The sequence below is a fragment of the Actinokineospora lacus genome (assembly GCF_053813445.1).
Window position 1 is genome coordinate 196,391 of the sequence record NZ_JBQERA010000008.1, and the last position, 19,883, is coordinate 216,273.

Consider the following 19,883-nt stretch of genomic DNA (forward strand, 5'->3'; position numbering starts at 1 on the left):
CGGCACGGCCGGGGGGAGCGCGCACCGCGCTCCCCCCGGCACCGGATGAAAGGGGAAGGCGATGACCGGTGAGCGCACTGGCCTCTGGCTGGTCGGCGCCCGCGGCTCGGTGGCCACGACGGCGGTGTGCGGGCTGGCCGCCTTGCGCGCGGGTCTGGTGCCGCCGACGGGGTGCGTGACCGAACGCCCGGAGTTCGCCGCCGCGCCGCTGCCCGGCTGGGACGAGATCGTCGTCGGCGGGCACGACCTGGTGACGACCTCGTACGAGAAGCGGGCCGAGGACCTGGCCAGGGCGGGCGTCCTTCCCCACCACCTGCTCGCCCCCATCACCGAGGCGCTGCGGGCCGCCGACGCCGAGGTGCGCGACGGCTACCACCCGACGACCCACCGCGGGGCCCAGGACCTCGCCGTGGAGCGCCTGGTGGCCGACCTGGACTCGTTCCGGTCGCGGCACGGGCTGGCCCGGGTGGTCGTGGTGAACGTGGCCTCGACCGAGCCGCCGGTGCCGTCGATCCCCGAGCACGCCTCACTGGACTCGCTGCGCACGGCGCTGGCCGACCCCGCGCTGGCCGTGCTGCCGTCGAGCAGCGTGTCCGCCTACGCCGCCCTGAGCGCCGGGTGCTCCTATGTGGACTTCACCCCGTCGACCGGGGTCGCGATACCCGCCCTGGACGAGCTGGCCCGCCGCCAAGGCGTGCCCTACGCCGGGCGCGACGGCAAGACGGGGGAGACCCTGCTGCGGACCGCGCTCGCCCCGATGTTCACCGACCGGGCGCTGCGGGTGCTGTCCTGGTCGGGGACGAACCTGCTCGGCGGGGGCGACGGCGCCACGCTGGCCGACCCCGCGCACGCGGCGAGCAAGCTGCGCTCGAAGTCCGACGTGCTCTCCGCCCTGCTCGGCGGGCCGATCGCCGCGCCGCTGCACATCGACAACGTCCCCGACCTGGGCGAGCAGAAGATCGCCTGGGACCACGTGTCCTTCGAGGGGTTCCTCGGGGCGCGGATGAGCCTGCAGTTCACCTGGACCGGGCTGGACTCGGCGCTGGCCGCGCCGCTGGTGCTGGACCTGGCCCGGCTGCTCGCCGCCGCGCACTCCCGTGGGATCTCCGGGGTGGTGCCGGAACTGGGGTTCTTCTTCAAGGACCCGCTGGGGTCGACCGAGCACGGCCTGGGCGCGCAGAGCGCCGCGCTGGTGGCGTGGGCCGCGGGCCTGGGAGGTGCCCGGTGAGGGCGTACGTGGAGTTGGTGCGCGCGCCCGCCGCGCTGGAGGACCCGGCCAGGCACGGGTTGGGCGTGCAGGATGTGGCCTTGGTGGACCCGTTGGGCGCGGCGCTGGTGGCGTGGGCCGCGGACTTGGGAGGTGCCCGGTGAGGGCGTACATGGAGCTGGTGCGCGCGCCCGCCGCGCTGACGGTGCTAGGCGACACCGTCGCCGGGGCGGCGTTCGGGCCGGGGCTGGCCGGGCGCCGCGCCCTGCTGCCGCTGGCGTCGGTGGCCTTCTACTGGGCGGGCATGGCGCTCAACGACTGGTCCGACCGGGCCCTGGACGCGGTGGAGCGCCCGGAGCGGCCCATCCCGTCCGGGCGCGTGCGGCCGGAGACGGCGCTGGGGGTCGCCGTCGGTCTCACCGCCGCCGGGCTGGGGTTGGCGGGCGCCGCCGGTCGGCTGCGGGCCGCCGTCCCGCTGGCCGCCGCGGTGTGGGCCTACGACGTGGTGCTGAAGTCGACCGCGGCCGGGCCGCTGGGCATGGCGGCGTGCCGGGCGCTGGACGTGGTCATGGGCGGCGGCCGGGCCGCGCTGCCCGCCGCGCTCGCCGTCGGCGGGCACACGCTGGGGGTGACCGCGCTGTCGCGGGGCGAGGTGCACGGCGGGTCGCAGACCGTGGCGCGCGGCGTGCTCGCCGGGACGCTGGTCTCGGCCGTGGCGGCCGGGGCAGGCCCGGCGCGGTCGTGGCGGCACCGGGCGCTGGGCGTGCTGGGGGCCGCGGCGTACGCCGGGCTCGTCGGGCAGGCGCAGCTGGCGGCGGTGCGCGAGCCGAGCGCCGGGGTCGTCCGGTCGGCGACGCGGGCGGGCATCCACGGGATGGTGCCGCTGCAGTCGGCGCTGGCCGCGCGGGCGGGGTCGCCGGTGGCGGCGCTGGCGGTGGCGTGCGCGCTGCCGCTGGCCCGTCGGCTCGGCAGGAAGGTGGGACCGACATGAGCTTCGACCTGGGGTACGGCACCAACGGGTTCGCCAACCACCGCCTGCACGACGCGCTCGCGGTCATCGCCGACCTGGGCTACACCGGGGTCGCGCTGACCCTGGACCACCACCACCTCGACCCGTACGGGCCGGACCTGGCCGCCGAGGTGGAGCGGACCGCCGCCCGGCTCGACGCGCTCGGGCTGCGGGTGGTCATCGAGACCGGCGCCCGCTACCTGCTCGACCCGACCCGCAAGCACCACCCGACGCTGGTCAGCGACGGCCAGGACGTGCGGGTCGACTTCCTGCTGCGGGCCGCGCGCATCGCCGCGGACCTCGGGGCGGACTGCGTGTCGTTCTGGTCGGGGGTCCTGCCCGCCGACGTGGACCCCACCACCGGCTGGGAGCGCCTGCGCTCCGGGGTGGCCCGGCTGCTGGAGGCCGCGGACGGGCTGGACGTGCCCTTCGGGCTGGAGCCGGAGCCGGGGATGGCCGTGCAGCACCTGGCCGAGGCGCTGCTGCTGCGGACCGAGCTGGGCTCGCCGCGGCTGCTGGGCATCACCCTGGACGTCGGGCACTGCGTCGCCGTCGAGCCCGACGACGCGGCCACGTGCGTGCGGCAGGCGGGGGAGCTGTTGGTCAACGTGCAGCTCGACGACATGGTGCACGGCGTGCACGAGCACCTGGAGTTCGGCACGGGCACCCTGGACCTCTCGGGCACGCTGGCCGCGCTGACCGAGGTCGGCTACGCCGGCCTGGCCGCCGTCGAGCTGCCCCGGCACAGCCACGCCGCCCCGGACGTGGCGCGGCGTTCGATGGCCGCCCTGCGCGCCGCCGCCGACCCGCCGTGGCTGGTCGAGGCCGAGAGCCGGGTGCGCACGGACCCCGCGGCCATCCGCGCGCTGTTCCCCGCCGTCGGCCGGAAGGTGGGCCGGGCGGTGGCGCGTCCCCGGGTGGACCCGCAGGGCCTGGTGCACGGCACGGTCGACGACGCCGCGCGCGCGCGGCTGCTGTCCGCCCTGCCGGACGCGGGCGAGCTGCCCGACCTCTACCGCTACGGCGACGACGCCGAGAAGCGGGGGGTCCTGCGCGGCCTGACCCCGTCGACCGACCCGTCCGTCGGCGTCCCGATCGTGCTGGATGCCTTGCGCACCAACGACGCGCGGCTGGTCGCCGCCGCCCTCGGCCCGTTCGCCGCGGCGCACCTCGACCGCCACTCCTGGCGCCACGGCGTGCTCAAGTGCCTGTTCATGGGCATCCCGCTGCGCTGTGTGTCCCGTTTGGACGATCTGGCCGATGACGAACTGACCCGCATGGTGGCCGACTACGCCGCCGAACGCCAGGCCGCGGGACGTCCCGTCCCGGTCGACGCCACCGACCTGCTGGAGAGGGCCCGCCGGTGAGGATTTTCGACCCGCACATCCACATGACCTCGCGCACCACCGACGACTACGAGGCCATGCGCGCCGCGGGCGTGCGCGCGCTGGTGGAGCCCGCGTTCTGGCTGGGCCAGCCCCGCACGAGCGCGGCGTCCTTCGCCGACTACTTCGACGCCTTGATCGGCTGGGAGCGCTTCCGCGCCGCCCAGTTCGGCATCCGCCACCACTGCGCGATCGCGCTGAACCCCAAGGAAGCCAACGACCCCCGCTGCGTCCCCGTGCTGGAACTGCTGCCCCGCTATCTGGCCAAGGACGGCGTCGTCGCCGTCGGCGAGGTGGGCTACGACTCCATGACCCCGGAGGAGGACACCGCCTTCGCCCAGCAACTGGCCATGGCCGTCGAGTTCGACCTCCCGGCACTGGTCCACACCCCGCACCGCGACAAGGCCGCGGGCACCGCCCGCACCCTCGCCGTGGTCCGCGAGTCCGGCCTGCCCGCGTCCCGGGTGGCCGTCGACCACCTCAACGAGGTCACGGTCAAGGCGGTCAAGGACTCCGGCTGCTGGATGGGCTTCTCCATCTACCCGGACACCAAGATGGACGAAACCCGCATGGTGGCCATCCTCCGCGAGTACGGCACGGACCGAATGCTGGTCAACTCCGCCGCCGACTGGGGCCGCTCCGACCCCCTGAAGACCCGCAGCACCGCCGAGGCGATGCTGGCCGCGGGCTTCACTGAGTCCGATGTGGACAAGGTGCTGTGGCAGAACCCCGTGGACTTCTACGGCCAAAGCGGCAGACTGGTCTTGGACGAGCTATCCGACACCACCCCGGCCACCTTCTCCGGCAACTCCATCCTGCGCGGCGGTACCCAGTGACCCGTTTCCATTGTCGCGGGCGACTTCGTCCTGTGTGGTGGTGCTCAGTGACTTTGTCTTACTACTCAATTGGGGTTGTCGCGGGCACATTACCCGGTATGTCCACTCTTTATGGCGGTGCCCGGTGACGCTGTCCTACTGCACCAACGTCCACCCGGCCGAGACCGTCGCGGGCATCGTCGAGCAGCTCGACCGCTACAGCGTCCCCGTCCGTGAGCGGCTCGGCGTCGACCGCTTGGGCCTGGGTCTGTGGCTGTCGGCCCCCGCGGCCCGCCACCTGGCTTCCGACCCGGCCGCCAGACGCCGCTTCCGCGGTGAACTCGACGCCCGCGGCCTGGTGGTCCCCACCCTGAACGCCTTCCCGTACCGGGGTTTCCACGAACCGGTGGTCAAGCACTCGGTCTACCACCCCAACTGGACGGAGAAGGCCCGCCTCGACTACACCCGCGACTGTGCCACCGTCCTGGCGGCCCTGCTCCCGGACGACGTCGAGTACGGCAGCATCTCCACCCTGCCCTTGGGCTGGCGCACCGAGTGGACCACCGCCGACGACGGCCGCGCCACCGCCGCCCTGTCCGACCTGACCGAGTACCTGACCACCCTGGCCCGTCCCATCCGCATCGCCGTGGAACCCGAACCCGGCTGCGTCCTGGACACCATGGCCGACGCCATCACCTGGCTCGCGGGCCGCGTCGACCCCGACCACATCGGCGTCTGCCTCGACACCTGCCACCTGGCCGTCTCCTTCGCCGACCCGGCCGAGACCGTCAAGGCCATCACCGCCGCGGGCCTGCAGGTCTTCAAGGTCCAAGCCTCAGCCGCCCTGCAAGCCCCCCCAGGCCACCACGAAGCCCTCGCCCGCTTCATCGAACCCCGCTACCTGCACCAGGTCCGTGCCCAAACCCCGGACGGCACCATCCACGCCACCGACGACCTCCCCGCCGCCTACACCGACCTCCCCACCCCCACCCCCTGGCGCGTCCACTTCCACGTCCCGCTGCACGCCCACCCCGAACCCCCCTTGACCACCACCACCGACATCCTCCGCACCACCATGGCCACCCTGACCTCCGCGGGCCTACACCCCCACGTAGAGGTGGAGACCTACACCTGGACCGTCCTCCCCCAAACCCCCACCAACCCGCTCGAAAACCCTTCCACCCCAACGCAAAACCCCTCATCTCCAACCCAAAACCCCGCTCGCGACACCGCCCTGAGCCCCAACAAACAGCCCCCGCCACTCCCAGGGGGGACGGCCCCTGGCCAGTCTACTGCCACCCCCACCCCCCAATCGGGTGAACTCGGTCCGCTGTGGACAACTCAGGCGCCGGTGGACAATCGCGGCGACGACGCGCTGGTACATGGTATTGCGGCCGAGCTGCGCTGGGCAGCCGACCACCTCGAAGGAGTGCGACTGTGAAGCCGCTCGTGGTCATCGACGTGGTCGGCATGACGCCCGCGCTGCTGCCGCACATGCCCAACCTGGCCAAGCTCGGCTGGCAAGCTGAGCTCGGCACCGTGCTGCCCGCGGTCACGTGCAGCGTGCAGTCGACGTTCCTCACCGGGCTGATGCCCAACCAGCACGGCATCGTCGGCAACGGCTGGTACTTCCGCGACCTCGGCGAGGTCTTCCTGTGGCGCCAGCACAACCGCCTCGTGCAGGGGGAGAAGGTCTGGGAGACCGCCCGCCGCGCCAAGCCTGACTACAAGGCGGCCAACATCTGCTGGTGGTACGCCATGGGCGCCAGCACCGACATCACCGTCACCCCGCGGCCCATCTACCACGCCGACGGCCGCAAGTCCCCCGACGCCTACGTGCGCCCGCCCGCCTACCACGACGAGCTGACCCGCGAACTCGGCGAGTTCCCCCTGTTCCAGTACTGGGGCCCCACCGCGGCGCTGGCCTCCAGCGAGTGGATCGTCAAGGCCGCCCTCAAGACCTTCCGCGACCACCGCCCCGACCTGCTCCTGGTCTACGTCCCCCACCTGGACTACGACCTGCAGCGCCACGGCCCCAACTCGCCGCAGGCCAAGGCCGCCGCCCGGGAGATCGACAGCACCCTCAAGCCGCTGCTGGACATCGACGCCACCATCGTCGCCCTCTCCGAGTACGGCATCACCGAGGCCAGGCGCCCCGTCGACATCAACCGCGCCCTGCGCTCGGCCAAGCACCTGGAGGTCTACACCCAGGCGGGCATGGAGTACCTGGACCCCTGGACCTCCACCGCCTTCGCCGTCGCCGACCACCAGGTCGCCCACATCTACACCGACCAGCCCGCCAAGATCAAGGACCTGGTCGCCCAGCTCGACGGCGTCGACGAGGTGCTCGACCGCGACGAGCAGGCCCGCTACGGCCTCGACCACGAGCGCGGCGGCGACCTCGTCGCCATCGCCGAGCCCGACGCCTGGTTCACCTACTACTACTGGCTCGACGACGCCAAGGCGCCGGACTTCGCGCGCGGCGTGGAGATCCACCGCAAACCCGGCTACGACCCGGCGGAGCTGTTCTTCAACCCCGGCGACCCGTTCGTCAAGGCCAAGGCCGCGGCGAACCTGGCGCGCAAGAAGCTCGGGCTGCGCTACGCCATGAACGTCGTCCCGCTCGACCCCGCACCCGTCCGCGGCACGCACGGCAGGCTGCCCGACAGCCCCGCCGACGGCCCTGTCCTGCTCTGCAACGACCCGACCGCGGCGACAGACCGTCTACAAGCGACTGACGTCCGCGACCTGCTGCTCACTCTTCAGGGCCTGAAAGGAAACCCGCGATGAGCCGACCGATCACCCTGTTCACCGGCCAGTGGGCCGACCTGCCGTTCGCCGAGGTCTGCGCGCTCGCCGCGAAGTGGGGCTACGACGGCCTGGAGATCGCCTGCTCCGGCGACCACTTCGAGGTCGACAAGGCCCTCACCGACGAGGACTACGTCCCGGCGAAGCTCGCCCAGCTCGCCGAGCACGGTCTCAAGGTGTGGACGATCTCCAACCACTTGGTGGGCCAAGCCGTCTGCGACGACCCGATCGACTTCCGCCACCGCGACATCCTCCCCGCCCGCATCTGGGGCGACGGCGAGCCCGAGGGCGTCCGGCGGCGCGCCGCGCAGGAGATGGCCGACACCGCCCGCGCCGCGGCGAAACTGGGCGTGGACACCGTCGTCGGGTTCACCGGGTCCAAGACCTGGAAGTACGTCGCCATGTTCCCCCCGGTCTCGCAGGCGGTGATCGACGACGGCTACGCCGACTTCGCCGAGCGCTGGAACCCCATCCTGGACGTCTTCGACGAGGTCGGCGTCCGCTTCGCCCACGAGGTGCACCCCTCGGAGATCGCCTACGACTACTGGACGACGCGCCGCGCGCTCGACGAGATCGGCAACCGCGCCGCCTTCGGCCTCAACTGGGACCCGTCGCACTTCGTCTGGCAGGACCTCGACCCGGTCGCCTTCATCCTCGACTTCGCCGACCGCATCTACCACGTCGACTGCAAGGACACCAAGAAGCGCTTCGACGGCCGCAACGGCCGCCTCGGCTCCCACCTGGCGTGGGCGAACCCCCGCCGCGGCTGGGACTTCGTCTCCACCGGACACGGCGACGTCCCCTGGGAGCAGTGCTTCCGCGCCCTCAACGCCATTGGCTACAGCGGCCCGATCTCGGTGGAGTGGGAGGACGCGGGCATGGACCGCCTGCGCGGCGCCGAGGAAGCCCTCGGCTTCATCCGCGGCCTGCAGTTCGACCCGCCGACGACCTCGTTCGACGCCGCCTTCGCCACAGAACGCTGAAGGAGAACTGCCATGACCACCCGTCGCACCTTCCTGCGCGGCACCGCGATCGGCGCCGCGGCCATCGGCGCGGCCGCCGCGCTGCCCGGCACCGCGGGAGCCCACCGCTCGAACTCCGGCCGGGTGCCGAGGAACGCCATCAGCATCCAGCTCTACACCCTGCGCGACCTCATCGGCGACGAGCCGGAGCCGGTGCTGTCCGCCCTGGCCGACATCGGCTACCGCAAGGTCGAGCTGGCCGGGTTCTACGGCCGCTCGGCCCGGGAGATGGCCGCCATCCTGCGCCGCCACCACCTGCACGCCACCTCCACCCACACCAGCCTCGACGGCGACCTCGACCAGGCCATCGCCGACGCCCGGGTCTTGGGCCACAAGTACCTCGTGGTGCCGTGGGTCAACTACGACACGATCGGCCAGTGGGCCGCCTTCGCCGACCGGCTGGAGGCCGCGGGCAAGGTGCTGCGCCGCGTCGGCCTGCAGGCGGGCTACCACAACCACGCCCACGAATTCGCCGTGGTGGAAGGAAAGCGCCCGTTCGACGTCATCGCCGAGCGCACCACCGCCCGCAACGTCCACTTCGAACTCGACCTGTACTGGGCGGTGACCGGCAACGTCGACCCGATCCGGCTGTTCTGGGACCACCTGCCGCGCGTGCGCCAGTACCACGTCAAGGACCGGGCGCCCGACGGCGGTTTCGCCGACCTGGGCACCGGCACCATCGACTTCGCCCGCATCTTCGCCAAGACCTGGGTGAACGAGTACATCGTGGAGAACGACCAGCCCGCCGACGCCTTGGTCACCGCCGAGGTCGGCTACAACTACCTTCGCGACCTGCGCTGGTAGCACCCCGGCGACCCGCGGCGGTGGTCGACCGCCGCGGGTCCTCCCCTTCAGAACTGGTCGGGGGTGGCGATGCGGGCGCGAACCCAGACGCCGGACTCCTTGAGGTTGCCGAAGGCGCCCGCCGAACAGCTGCCGGTGCGCAGGACGGCGCCGGAGCGGAAGTCGTCGGAGAAGTTCCAGTTCACCCAGCTGATCTTCTTGGCGGCCATGAGGTCGATGTAGCGCTGGGCCATGGCGAAGTCGTTGGGGCCGTCGCCGCTGTACTCCTGGGTGCCGAATTCGGTGACGAAGATCGGCAGGCGGTCGGCGGCGCGGCTCAGCGCCTGCAGGTACCAGTCGCGGTGGGAGGCGGCGTAGAAGTGGAAGACGTACATCACATTGGCGGCGCGGACGGGCGCGTTGACGATGTCGGCCTCGGTGCGGCCCTCGGACAGGCCCAGTGACGACCAGGCGGCGGTGCCGACCAGGATCGGGGTCTCGGGGTCGTGGCTGCGGATGGTCGGGATGAGCTCCTCGGCGTAGGCGCGGATGCGCGACCAGGCCACCCCGCTGGGCTCGTTGGCGATCTCGTAGAGCAGGTTCCGCTTGCCGTTGTGCCGCTGGGCGATCTCGGTGAAGAACGTCCGGGCGCGGGCGAGGTTGTAGTACGGGTCGCCGGGGGAGAGCATGTGCCAGTCGACGATGACGTACATCCCGCGAGCGGTGGCCTTGTCGATGAGGGTGTGGACGAGGTCGGTGTAGAAGCGCGGGTTGGTCTCGTAGCCGCCTTCCTGCACGTAGGTCGAGACCCGGATGACGTCGGCCGTCCAGTCACGGGAGAGGACGTCGAGGGAGGCGTCGGTGAGGCAGTGCCGGTACCACTGCGTGCCGTGGCTGCTCATCCCCCGCAACTGGATGGCCCGCCCGCTCTCGTTGCACAGCTTCACCCCGCACACCCGCAACTGCCCGTTCGCCGCCACCGGCGACACCGCGCCTTCCGCCGCCTGCGGAACCATGAGTCCGGCGACAGCGGTCAACAGCACCACCAGGGACACCCGCCACCTGCGCATATGGCCCTCCGAATCAATGGATAGGAAACCTGACTAACAATTAATTGGTAAGGACCATTCGCCACCCGTCAACCCCGACCACCCGTTCAGCCGAACGATCTGTCGAGCATCGAGGAGACCCCGCCCGCGCACGGCTCCCCCGATGGCCGCTGACGGGCGCGGAACGACACCGTCGAGCAGGGACCGCCGACAAGGGCGCATCCGCTGGCGAGGTACTTCGGCCGCCAGTCGAGGAGGAGCCAGCCGGGGTGCAACTTTTCTCCGGTGAGAAAACTCTGGTCAGCGGCCGTCGAGGAGGGTGGCCCACAGGCGGTCGCGGGCCGCCTCGGTGGCGCCGAGCAGCACAGCGTCGCCCTCGACGCCGCTCGGGACGACGTCGGTCCGCAGCACCGACAGGTCACGCAGCGCTGAGCGGACCGCCCGGCACAGGAGCAGCCCGCCCGCCCGGCCGACCTCGCCCGACACCACGACCACCGGCGGCTCCACCACCGCCACCACCGCCGCCACCCCACGCGCCACCCGCTGCCCCAGGTGGGTCAGGAACCGCCACCCGGGGTCGCGCGAGTCGGCGCCCGCGCCCCGGTCGGCGAGGTGGACGGGCATGTCCGCAGGCAAGGGCGAGACCGGCTGGTACGCGCACACCCGCGCGACGGCGGCGCTCCCGGTCTCGGCGTCCACCCCGTGCCGCGCGGCCAGCTCGCGCACCGCCGCCCCGCCGACCGAGGCGTGGAAGTCCCCCGACGGCCCCACCGGCAGGTACCCGATCTCCCCGGCCCCGCCGCGCGCCCCCCGCACCAGCCGCCCGTCCAAGACCACCGCCAACCCCAGCCCTTCCTCCCCGAGCCACAACAGCGCGAACGACCCCACCCCCCGGGCCGCCCGCTCCGCCACCGCCGCCAGGTTCACGTCGTTGTCCACCTCGACAGCAGCCCGCAAACGCTTGCCCAGTGCCTGACCCACGCCCGGCCGGTCCCACCCCGCCACATCCACCAACCGCACGACGTCACCAGCCGGGTCGTACGCGCCCGGCACCGCGACCTGCACCACCCCCACCCGCGACACCGCGACGTGCCCCCGCCGCGCCGCCGCCTTCACCACCTCCGCCACGTCCCGCACCGGGTCCCCACTCGCGCGCCCCTCCGCCGCCCCGCGCACCACCCCGGTAACGTCGCACACCACCGCCGCGATCGAGGAGTCCCCCGCCCGCACCGACACCGCCGCCGCGAACCCCGCGTCCGGCTCGACCGAGTAGATCTCCGCGTTCGGCCCCGGCCTGCCACTGGTCCGCCCGCTGACCCGCACCAGCCCATCGGCGTCGAGCCGCCGCAACACCTCCGACGTCGTCGGCTTCGCCAACCCGGTCAGCCCCCGCAACTGCGCCCGCGTCAACGCCCCCCGCTCCAGCAACAGCCGCAACACCGCCGCGTCGTTGATCGACCGCAACAGCCGCGCCGAACCCGCCACCAGAGCCCCTCCACACCGACGTCGACCGACCGCACAGAGCGTAGCCGCCGATCAACCGGTGGCGGCGGCGGCGAACTTCCGCCACACCACATCGTGGGAGTCCCGCACAGACCGTCGAAAGTCGCCGAGACCGGCCCCGAACCCTTTCCTGGGATTCACCCGGTCTGTCGACGGGTGGGACGTGGACGAGATGCACCGGGTGGCGAGTCTCGCCCCACACCATGTCGACGGTGACCGGCTCCTGCACACCGACCTGCACGGGCACCAGTTCATCCTCGGTGCCGCTGGGGAAGTACATGTCATCGACTGGGGGTGGCCCGCGTCGGGTGCACCGTGGGTCGATGCGGCCTTTCTGGGAATCCGCCTGGTCGAATCCGGGCACGACCCGCGCGAGGCGATGCGCTGGGCGCGCTCGTTGTCGTGCATGACCGGCGTTGAGACCGAGTCGATCAGGTCATTCGCCGCGTACGTCTCGGGACTGTGGACCTACCGGGCTGTCAGTGAGCCCTCGGTGGGTGCCATGCGGCCCGTGATTTCACCGGGTTCGCGGTCAGCGCGTCGTGATCGACAGGAACGTCCGCCACGCCTGATCAGGCAGGCGAAGGATCTTGTCGGGGGCTCCCTTGGTGTCGCGGACGAGAGGGGTCGAGCCGTCCCACGCGAGTTCGACGCAGGCGGATTCGGTCGCGCTGAAGCTCGACTTGCGCCAGGTGGGATCGGTCAAGGCCGGTCACTCCCTCTCGTAGCGCGCAGCCATATCCATGACAAGGTCAGCGGACTGTGCCTGGTCGAGCGCGATGGCGATCATCCTAGCAATGGCGTCCACGTACGGAATCACATCCGACGGCTCGTCGAGGAACAGGCCGGACCGAAGTTGCTCCACATGGACCACCGGTCCACCTTGTTAAACTTGATCAGCGCGAATGCCCGTTGACGCCTCCGTGGTCGAACGGGATGACGTGCAGGTTCACCTGGCGCCGCTCTGCCATCTCGATAGTCGCGTACGTCTCGGGGTTGTGGGACCTACCGGGCTGTCAGTGAGCCGTCGGCGGTGCCATGCGACGGGCTCTGGCGGCCCGTGACTTCGCCGGGTTCGCGGTCAGCGCGTCGTGATCGACAGGAACGTCCGCCACGCCTGCTTGGGCAGGCGAAGGATCTTGTCGGGGGCTCCCTTGGTGTCGCGGACGAGAGGGGCCGAGCCGTCCCACGCGAGTTCGACGCAGTTGGACTCGGTGCCGCTGAAGCTCGACTTGCGCCAGGCGCGGTCGTTCATTGCCGGTCACTCCCTCTCGTAGCGCGCGGCCATGTCCACGATGAGATCGGCGGACTGTGCTTGGTCGAGCGCGATGGCGGTCATCCTAGCAACGGCATCCGCGTATGGGATCACGTCCGATGGCTCGTCGAGGAACAGGCCGGATCGCAGGTGTTCCAGGTGAACCACCGGTCCGCCCTGTTTGAACTTGATCAGCGCGAATGCCCCGTTGACGCCTGCGTGGCCTCCGTGGTCGAACGGGATGACGTGCAGGTTCACCTGGGGCCGCTCAGCCATCTCGACCAGGTGTCGCAACTGCTCGACCATCACTCGTTTCCCGCCGATACGGCGGTGCAGCACGGCTTCATCGATGATCGCGGTGATGGTGGGCGGAACGGGGCGGTCGAGTAGTTCCTGTCGTTCCAGTCGAAGGCTGACGCGCGGTTCGATCTGATGGGCGGCGACACCGCCGGAGTTCATCATCGCCCGGATGTAGCCGGGTGTCTGCAGGAGCCCTGGCATCAGGACCAGTGCGGCGTCGGTGATCCCGGTGGCCTCGGACTCGTACTGGGCGAGAGTCGTCGCCTGGATTGGCACGGCTTCGCTGTACCGGGTTTCCAGCCAGTTCGAGCGGTCCCGGTCGTGGGCCATCGCGATCAGGCGCTTGCGGTCTTCGCCCGTGACGCCGCAGACGGCGAGGAATGTCGCGACCTCTTCGGGCGAGGTGTGGCGCTTGCCGGTTTCGGTGCGGCTGACCACTGACTGCGACCAACCGAGCTTCTCAGCTATCGCTGTAGTGGTCAGGCCAGTCGCCTTGCGCGCCGCGCGCAGACCGGCGGCCAGGCCGCGCGCCTGTGGCTTGGGTCGGGACTTTGGCACCGGAACCTCCTGTCACCGCAGCGTAGTCGATCCACTTCGCTGTGTTGCGAACACTCGAACGAGACTCTAGGCTATTTTATGTCGAATAGATCAGACGCCTGGAGGGTCATCGTGAATTTTGCGAACTTTCTCTACCGCATCTCACCCTGTGGCTGTGCTCAGCGGCCGTTCTGGGAGCTGATCGCGTCCCAGCCGGTGGAGCTCCACTCGGAGCTGACCATGATCGATCCTCGTGTCCACCAGGCCATTGAGGACATGCGGGCGTGGGGGACCTCGCTGCTGGCCGACCGGCCCGACGAGTACCAGCTCTACCTGATCACGCTTGGATCAGTGGACGAGTACGGCCAGGTGGACCAGGCCATCGCCGAGGAGTACCGGGTGCGCAACGACGGCGACGACCTCGACACCGGCGTGGCCATGACCTACCCGTACGCACTGAGGCCGTGCCCCGAAAGGGACACGGCCTCAGTGATGGTGGACGTCAGCGGCGGAACAGGAGGGCGCGCTTGACTTCCTGGATGGCCTTGGTGACCTGGATGCCCCGGGGGCAGGCGTCGGTGCAGTTGAAGGTGGTGCGGCAGCGCCAGACGCCTTCGGCGTCGTTGAGGATGTCGAGGCGTTCCTGGGCGCCTTCGTCGCGGCTGTCGAAGATGAAGCGGTGGGCGTTGACGATGGCGGCGGGGCCGAAGTAGCTGCCCTCGGTCCAGAACACCGGGCACGACGTCGTGCAGCAGGCGCAGAGGATGCACTTGGTGGTGTCGTCGAAGCGCTCGCGGTCGGCGGCGGACTGGATGCGCTCGCGGGTGGGCTCGTTGCCGTAGGTGATGAGGAACGGCTTGACCGCGCGGAACGCCTCCATGAAGGGTTCCATGTCCACCAGCAGGTCTTTGTGGACAGGCAGGCCCTTGATGGGCGAGACCGTGATGGTGGTGTGCTTGTCCTTGCGCGCCAACAGGTCCTTCACCAGCACCTTGCACGCCAGCCGGTTCACGCCGTTGATCTGCATGGCGTCCGAGCCGCAGATGCCGTGGGCGCAGGAGCGGCGGAAGGTCAGGCTGCCGTCGATGTACCACTTGACGTAGTGCAGCAGGTTCAGCACGCGGTCGGTGGGCAGGGCGGGCACGCCGAAGGACTGCCAGCTCGGCTCGCTGTCGGTCTCCGGGTTGAACCGCAGCACCCGCAGGGTGACGGTGACGGCGCCCTCGGGCACCGGCGGCATGGTGCCGCGGGTGCCGGTCTGCTCAGCTGTCGCAGCGGTCATCAGTACTTGCGCTCCATCGGCTTGTACCGGGTGAAGGTCACCGGCTTGTAGTCAAGGCGGATGTCCGACTTCAGGCCGTCGCCCTGCTTGTAGAACATGCTGTGGCGCATGAAGTTCGTGTCGTCGCGGTGCGGGTAGTCCTCGCGGGCGTGCCCGCCGCGGGACTCCTTGCGCTCCAGGGCGCCGACGACCAGGACCTCGGCCAGCTCCAGCAGGAAGCCCAGCTCGACGGCCTCCAGCAGGTCGGTGTTGAACCGCTTGCCCTTGTCCTGCACCGAGACGTTGGCGTAGCGGTCCTTGAGCGCCTGCACGTCGTGCAGCGCCTGCTTCAGCGTCTCCTCGGTGCGGTACACCGACGCGTTGGCGTCCATTGTGGCCTGCAGCTCGGTGCGGATGTCGGCGATGCGCTCGTGGCCGTGCTCGGAGAGCAGGTGGGCGACCTGGGACTCGACCACCGTGGCAGGCGAGTCCGGAAGGTCCACATGCGACCGGCCGGCGGCGTACTCCGCCGCGGCCAGCCCGGCCCTGCGGCCGAAGACGTTGATGTCCAGCAGCGAGTTCGTCCCCAGCCGGTTCGCCCCGTGCACCGACACGCACGCGCACTCACCGGCTGCGTAGAGGCCCGGGACGACGTGGTCGTTGTCCCGCAGCACCTCGCCGTGGATGTTGGTCGGGATGCCGCCCATGGCGTAGTGCGCCGTCGGGTACACCGGCACCGGCTCGGTCACCGGGTCGACCGCGAGGTACGTCCGGGCGAACTCGGTGATGTCGGGCAGCTTGGTCTCCAGGACCTCGGCGCCCAGGTGCGTGCAGTCCAGCAGCACGTAGTCCTTGTTCGGCCCCGCGCCGCGGCCTTCCAGCACCTCAAGGGCCATCGACCGGGCGACGATGTCGCGCGGCGCCAGGTCCTTGATGGTCGGGGCGTAGCGCTCCATGAACCGCTCGCCGGAGGCGTTGCGCAGGATCGCGCCCTCGCCGCGGGCGCCCTCGGTCAGCAGGATGCCCAGGCCCGCCAGGCCGGTTGGGTGGAACTGGTAGAACTCCATGTCCTCCAAGGGAAGGCCCTTGCGGAAGACGATGCCCATGCCGTCGCCGGTCAGGGTGTGGGCGTTGGAGGTGGTCTTGAAGACCTTGCCGAACCCGCCGGTGGCGAAGACGACCGCCTTGGCCTGGAACACGTGGATCTCGCCGGTGGCCAGCTCGTAGGCCACCGCGCCGGTGCAGACCGGGCCGTCCTCGGTCTCGGTGAGGCAGATGTCGAGGACGTAGAACTCGTTGAAGAACTCGATGCCGTGCTTGACGCAGTTCTGGTACAGCGTCTGCAGGATCATGTGGCCGGTGCGGTCGGCGGCGTAGCAGGCGCGGCGCACGGCGGCCTCGCCGTGGTTGCGGGTGTGCCCGCCGAAGCGGCGCTGGTCGATCCGGCCCTCGGGCGTGCGGTTGAACGGCAGGCCCATCTTCTCCAGGTCGAGGACGGCGTCGATGGCCTCCTTCGCCATGATCTCCGCGGCGTCCTGGTCGACCAGGTAGTCACCGCCCTTGATCGTGTCGAAGGTGTGCCACTCCCAGTTGTCCTCTTCGACGTTGGCCAGCGCGGCGCACATCCCGCCCTGCGCGGCGCCGGTGTGCGAGCGCGTCGGGTAGAGCTTGGTGAGGACGGCGGTGCGGGTGCGCTGCCCCGCCTCGATGGCCGCGCGCATGCCCGCGCCACCCGCGCCGACGATGATCACGTCGTACTTGTGGAACTGCATGTCGTGTCGCTTCCTTAGTCGGCGCGGATGTTCGGGTCGAACGTGAAGACCACGTACGTGCCCAGGGCGAGGATCAGCACCATCGAGACGTAGAGCATGATCTTCAGCCAGAACCGCGTCGAGTCCTTGCGGGCGTAGTCGTTGATGATCGTGCGCAGGCCGTTGCCGCCGTGGATCTCGGCGAGCCAGAGCATCGACAGGTCCCAGAACTGCCAGAACGGGCTGGACCAGCGGCCCGCGACGAAGGCGAAGTTGATGCGGTGCACCCCGTCGTCGAGGATGTTCATGATGAACAGGTGCCCGAGCACCAGCACCACGAGCGCCATCCCGGAGATGCGCATGAACAGCCAGGAGACCAGCTCGAAGTTGCCGCGCCGGGCGGCGGGCCGCCGGGGGCTGCGGGGCTTGTCCAAAGCCAGTGTCATCGTGCTCAGCCCCCGAACATCTCAGTGACAGTGCGGTGGACCATGAAGTAGGTGCCGGGGATCATCACCAGCACCCAGATCCCGAGGATCGCCCACAGCATCTGCTTCTGGTAGCGCGCGCCCTTGCCCCAGAAGTCGACCAGCATGACGCGGATGCCGTTGAGCGCGTGGTACAGCACCGCCCCGACGAGGCCGACCTCCAGCAGGTTCACCACCGGGGTCTTGTAGGTCTCGATGATCTCGTCGTATGCGCTCGGCGACACCCGCACCAGGGCGGTGTCGAGCACGTGCGCGAACAGGAAGAAGAAGGTGAGCACCCCGGTGATCCGGTGGGCCACCCACGACCACATGCCGGGGTCGCCGCGGTACAGCGTCCCGCGGGACACCGCTTTCCCGGTGGTGACCGAGTCGGACATCGGTTACCGGCCTCCAACGTCATTGATGTCGGCGCGCGCGATGCGGCGTCGAACTCCATGCCCACGGGCATTGACCCATCGGATGCTAGCCCTCAGGGCAGGCGCTCATGTAACGCGCGCTTCCCCGCTGTGACCGACGACGCACGCGCACCGCGCTCCCATCGCGACAGTGAGGTCTCACCAGATCGGGCGCAGTGGCGGGGGCCGGTCCCCGGCCAGCGCGCGGATCACCCTGGTCAGGTCCCCGCGCAGCGCGTCGAGGTCGCCGCCCGCGCGCTCGGCCAACTCCGCTTCCAGCGCGCGCATCGTGTTGCCCGCCACGATCAGGTGATCCCGCGCACGCCCGGTCAGCTCGACCAGTTTTCGACGTCCGCCTGCCGGATGCTGCACCCGCCGCACGTACCCCTTGCATTCGAGCTCGTCGACGATCTGCCCGGCCGCCTGCTTGGTGACGCCGAGCACCTGGGCCAGTTCGGTGCTGGTCGCCCCGCCGTGGCGCAGGGCCTGGAAGACGAGCCCGTGCACCGGCCGCAGCTCGGTGTGGCCTGCCGCGTCGAGCCTGCCGACGAACTCGCCGAGCACGAGTTGGAAGGCCATCCCGAGCAGGAAGGTCAGCTCGGTGCGGGCCAGCGGGTCCTCGCTCATGGCCCTCATCTTGACGGGTCGAGTGACAAGGCGCTTTACTCGCACTGAGTAAAGCAACTTTACATCAAGGAGGACCCCGTGCCCGTCGTCCGCGAGACCGAGGAGCGCACCACCGCCACCCCCAACGCGACCATGTACGGCCTGGCCGCGCCCAGCGTCGGCGCCGCCGAGCTGAGCACCTGGCGCGTGCGGATGCCCGCGGGCAACGCGGGCCCCGAACACGTCATCGACCGCGAGCAGGTGTTCATGCCGGTCAGCGGGTCCGTCGAGGTCATCGTCGACGGAGTCGCCGAGACCTGCGCCGCGGGCGAGGCCGCCGTGCTGCCCGCCGGGGCGACCCGGCGGATCAGGGCGATCGAGGACGTCGTCGCGCTGGTCGCCATGCCCGCGGGCGCGCTCGTGCGCGCGGCCGACCGGGGGCCGGGCCCACTGCCCTGGGCGGTGTAGCGGGCGCTGTGGACGGTCCCGGGCGTCCGATCGCACGTCAACGATTGGGTCACGGCCCGCCTCCGGGATGAAGTCCACTCGTACCTGCGGGTACGGTTCCGCGAATAGCAACCGCGACCCGGTCACCCCGGGCGTCTCGGAAGGAGAAACCCTTGCGTCGAATGCGAGGAGTTCGACTTGCCGCCGGGCTGTTCGCGCTGGGCCTCGGCCTGGCGTCCTGCGCGTCGGACACCCAGCAGCCCGGTGGTGACGGGGCCACCTCGGGCGCGCCCGCGGCCTCCACCGTCAAGGTCGGCCTGGCCTATGACATCGGCGGACGCGGGGACCAGTCCTTCAACGACTCCGCGGCCCGCGGGCTCGACAAGGCCAAGTCCGAGTTCGGCATCGAGGTCACCGAGCTGGAGGCCGCCGCCGGGGAGACCGACGCGCAGAAGGAAGACCGCCTGCGCCAGCTCGCCGAGGGTGGCTACAACGTCATCATCGCCGTCGGCTTTGCCTACGCCCCGCCGCTGGCCAAGGCCGCCCCGGACTACCCGGACGTGAAGTTCGCGCTGATCGACAGCGAGGACGCCACCGGCGAGAACATCGCCAACCTGACCTTCGCCGAGGAGCAGGGCTCGTTCCTGGTCGGCGTGGCCGCCGCGCTCAAGAGCAAGACCGGCAACGTCGGCTTCATCGGCGGCGTCAACACCCCGCTGATCCAGAAGTTCGAGGCGGGCTTCGAGCAGGGCGTCAAGGCCGTCAAGCCGGACGCCACGGTGCAGGTCAAGTACCTGACCCAGCCGCCGGACTTCACCGGCTTCAACGACCCGGCCAAGGGCGAGACCGCGGCCAACGGCATGTTCGACGCGGGCGCCGACGTGGTCTACGCCGCGGCGGGCGGCTCCGGCAACGGCGCCTTCAAGGCCGCCAAGGCCAAGGGCAAGATGGGCATCGGCGTCGACTCCGACCAGTACAACCTGCCCGGCCTGCAGGACGTCAAGGACGTCATCATCACCTCGATGCTCAAGCAGGTCGACGTGGCGGTCTACGACTTCATCAAGTCGGTCAAGGAAGACGCCTTCAAGGCGGGTCCGAAGGTCTACGACCTCGCCGCGGGCGGCGTGGACTACTCCACGAGCGGCGGCATGATCGACGACATCAAGCCGCAGATCGACGAGTACAAGCAGAAGATCGTTTCCGGGGAGACCAAGGTCTCCGTGGAGAAGTAGGCACCTCCCGCCTCGAACGGACCCGGGTGAGTC

22 protein-coding genes and 1 pseudogene are annotated in these 19,883 nt (G+C 70.5%); 12 read left to right on the forward strand and 11 right to left on the reverse strand.

The genetic code is table 11. From position 1 onward, the window contains the following. The first annotated feature begins 61 nt into the window (after nucleotides 1-61). From ACTG9Q_RS21280 to ACTG9Q_RS21320, 9 genes and pseudogenes are all read left to right on the forward strand, one after another. Nucleotides 62-1,228 carry an inositol-3-phosphate synthase gene (locus ACTG9Q_RS21280; protein WP_455574592.1) on the forward strand — a complete coding sequence of 389 codons (1,167 nt, stop codon included), beginning with the start codon at nucleotides 62-64 and terminating at the stop codon, nucleotides 1,226-1,228. Further along, complete coding sequence (locus tag ACTG9Q_RS21285) at nucleotides 1,225-1,371, forward strand: hypothetical protein (RefSeq protein WP_455574593.1); 147 nt, start codon at nucleotides 1,225-1,227, stop codon at nucleotides 1,369-1,371. Before ACTG9Q_RS21280 ends, ACTG9Q_RS21285 begins: the two co-directional genes overlap by 4 nt. Beyond that, on the forward strand, nucleotides 1,368-2,198 hold the full coding sequence (locus ACTG9Q_RS21290; RefSeq protein WP_455574594.1) for an SCO3242 family prenyltransferase: 831 nt from the start codon (nucleotides 1,368-1,370) through the stop codon (nucleotides 2,196-2,198). The genes ACTG9Q_RS21285 and ACTG9Q_RS21290 overlap by 4 nt, the downstream gene beginning before the upstream one ends. Beyond that, nucleotides 2,195-3,583 carry an EboA domain-containing protein gene (locus tag ACTG9Q_RS21295; protein WP_455574595.1) on the forward strand — a complete coding sequence of 463 codons (1,389 nt, stop codon included), beginning with the start codon at nucleotides 2,195-2,197 and terminating at the stop codon, nucleotides 3,581-3,583. The genes ACTG9Q_RS21290 and ACTG9Q_RS21295 overlap by 4 nt, the downstream gene beginning before the upstream one ends. After that, the gene (locus tag ACTG9Q_RS21300; RefSeq protein WP_455574596.1) at nucleotides 3,580-4,437 is read left to right on the forward strand and encodes a TatD family hydrolase; all 858 of its coding nucleotides are present in this window, start codon (nucleotides 3,580-3,582) and stop codon (nucleotides 4,435-4,437) included. Before ACTG9Q_RS21295 ends, ACTG9Q_RS21300 begins: the two co-directional genes overlap by 4 nt. Before the next feature lie 124 nt (nucleotides 4,438-4,561). Further along, a pseudogene (gene eboE, locus ACTG9Q_RS21305) lies at nucleotides 4,562-5,566 on the forward strand (metabolite traffic protein EboE); the annotation flags it as partial. A 287-nt stretch (nucleotides 5,567-5,853) separates the two neighbouring features. After that, on the forward strand, nucleotides 5,854-7,206 hold the full coding sequence (locus tag ACTG9Q_RS21310; RefSeq protein WP_455574597.1) for an alkaline phosphatase family protein: 1,353 nt from the start codon (nucleotides 5,854-5,856) through the stop codon (nucleotides 7,204-7,206). After that, a complete protein-coding gene (locus tag ACTG9Q_RS21315; protein WP_455574598.1) occupies nucleotides 7,203-8,207 on the forward strand; it encodes a sugar phosphate isomerase/epimerase family protein in 1,005 nt (334 codons plus the stop codon). The genes ACTG9Q_RS21310 and ACTG9Q_RS21315 overlap by 4 nt, the downstream gene beginning before the upstream one ends. 12 nt (nucleotides 8,208-8,219) lie before the next feature. After that, nucleotides 8,220-9,050, forward strand: a complete 831-nt coding sequence (locus ACTG9Q_RS21320) for a sugar phosphate isomerase/epimerase family protein (protein WP_455574599.1) — start codon at nucleotides 8,220-8,222, stop codon at nucleotides 9,048-9,050. Between the two features lie 47 nt (nucleotides 9,051-9,097). Here the strand turns inward: ACTG9Q_RS21320 and ACTG9Q_RS21325 are convergent, their stop codons facing one another. The 6 genes from ACTG9Q_RS21325 to ACTG9Q_RS21350 all read right to left on the reverse strand — a co-directional run bounded on the left by ACTG9Q_RS21325 (nucleotide 9,098) and on the right by ACTG9Q_RS21350 (nucleotide 13,694). Then, nucleotides 9,098-10,099, reverse strand: a complete 1,002-nt coding sequence (locus tag ACTG9Q_RS21325; RefSeq protein WP_455574600.1) for a glycoside hydrolase family 5 protein — start codon at nucleotides 10,097-10,099, stop codon at nucleotides 9,098-9,100. A 279-nt stretch (nucleotides 10,100-10,378) separates the two neighbouring features. Further along, the gene (locus ACTG9Q_RS21330) at nucleotides 10,379-11,563 is read right to left on the reverse strand and encodes an ROK family transcriptional regulator (protein ID WP_455574601.1); all 1,185 of its coding nucleotides are present in this window, start codon (nucleotides 11,561-11,563) and stop codon (nucleotides 10,379-10,381) included. Between the two features lie 550 nt (nucleotides 11,564-12,113). Further along, on the reverse strand, nucleotides 12,114-12,287 hold the full coding sequence (locus ACTG9Q_RS21335; RefSeq protein ID WP_455574602.1) for a DUF397 domain-containing protein: 174 nt from the start codon (nucleotides 12,285-12,287) through the stop codon (nucleotides 12,114-12,116). Between the two features lie 6 nt (nucleotides 12,288-12,293). Further along, nucleotides 12,294-12,455, reverse strand: a complete 162-nt coding sequence (locus ACTG9Q_RS21340) for a hypothetical protein (RefSeq protein ID WP_455574603.1) — start codon at nucleotides 12,453-12,455, stop codon at nucleotides 12,294-12,296. A 207-nt stretch (nucleotides 12,456-12,662) separates the two neighbouring features. Continuing rightward, nucleotides 12,663-12,836 (reverse strand): DUF397 domain-containing protein, encoded by a 174-nt coding sequence (locus ACTG9Q_RS21345; RefSeq protein WP_455574604.1) that lies wholly within the window; start codon nucleotides 12,834-12,836, stop codon nucleotides 12,663-12,665. Between the two features lie 6 nt (nucleotides 12,837-12,842). Beyond that, nucleotides 12,843-13,694: a helix-turn-helix domain-containing protein gene (locus ACTG9Q_RS21350; RefSeq protein WP_455574605.1), complete on the reverse strand. Its 852-nt coding sequence runs from the start codon at nucleotides 13,692-13,694 to the stop codon at nucleotides 12,843-12,845. Nucleotides 13,695-13,913: 219 nt separating this feature from the next. On the opposite strand from ACTG9Q_RS21350, the gene ACTG9Q_RS21355 reads away from it, so the two are divergent. Further along, nucleotides 13,914-14,204, forward strand: a complete 291-nt coding sequence (locus tag ACTG9Q_RS21355) for a hypothetical protein (protein ID WP_455574606.1) — start codon at nucleotides 13,914-13,916, stop codon at nucleotides 14,202-14,204. Here ACTG9Q_RS21355 and ACTG9Q_RS21360 read toward each other — a convergent pair. The 5 genes from ACTG9Q_RS21360 to ACTG9Q_RS21380 form a co-directional block, all read right to left on the reverse strand. Further along, entirely contained in the window at nucleotides 14,176-14,955 is a 780-nt protein-coding gene (locus ACTG9Q_RS21360) for a succinate dehydrogenase iron-sulfur subunit (RefSeq protein WP_455574607.1), read from the reverse strand. The two genes, ACTG9Q_RS21355 and ACTG9Q_RS21360, sit on opposite strands and share 29 nt — an antisense overlap. Continuing rightward, on the reverse strand, nucleotides 14,955-16,706 hold the full coding sequence (sdhA, locus tag ACTG9Q_RS21365) for a succinate dehydrogenase flavoprotein subunit (RefSeq protein ID WP_455574608.1): 1,752 nt from the start codon (nucleotides 16,704-16,706) through the stop codon (nucleotides 14,955-14,957). Before sdhA ends, ACTG9Q_RS21360 begins: the two co-directional genes overlap by 1 nt. A 14-nt stretch (nucleotides 16,707-16,720) precedes the next feature. Then, nucleotides 16,721-17,131, reverse strand: coding sequence for a succinate dehydrogenase hydrophobic membrane anchor subunit (locus ACTG9Q_RS21370; RefSeq protein WP_455574609.1), 411 nt, complete (start codon nucleotides 17,129-17,131; stop codon nucleotides 16,721-16,723). A gap of 5 nt (nucleotides 17,132-17,136) precedes the next feature. Beyond that, entirely contained in the window at nucleotides 17,137-17,547 is a 411-nt protein-coding gene (gene sdhC / locus ACTG9Q_RS21375; RefSeq protein ID WP_455574610.1) for a succinate dehydrogenase, cytochrome b556 subunit, read from the reverse strand. A 177-nt stretch (nucleotides 17,548-17,724) separates the two neighbouring features. Next, nucleotides 17,725-18,192 (reverse strand): MarR family winged helix-turn-helix transcriptional regulator, encoded by a 468-nt coding sequence (locus ACTG9Q_RS21380; RefSeq protein ID WP_455574611.1) that lies wholly within the window; start codon nucleotides 18,190-18,192, stop codon nucleotides 17,725-17,727. Nucleotides 18,193-18,270: 78 nt separating this feature from the next. On the opposite strand from ACTG9Q_RS21380, the gene ACTG9Q_RS21385 reads away from it, so the two are divergent. Both ACTG9Q_RS21385 and ACTG9Q_RS21390 read left to right on the forward strand, forming a co-directional pair. Beyond that, nucleotides 18,271-18,639 (forward strand): cupin domain-containing protein, encoded by a 369-nt coding sequence (locus ACTG9Q_RS21385; protein WP_455574612.1) that lies wholly within the window; start codon nucleotides 18,271-18,273, stop codon nucleotides 18,637-18,639. 161 nt (nucleotides 18,640-18,800) lie between these two features. After that, entirely contained in the window at nucleotides 18,801-19,850 is a 1,050-nt protein-coding gene (locus tag ACTG9Q_RS21390) for a BMP family lipoprotein (RefSeq protein WP_455574760.1), read from the forward strand. Nucleotides 19,851-19,883 lie beyond the last annotated feature (33 nt).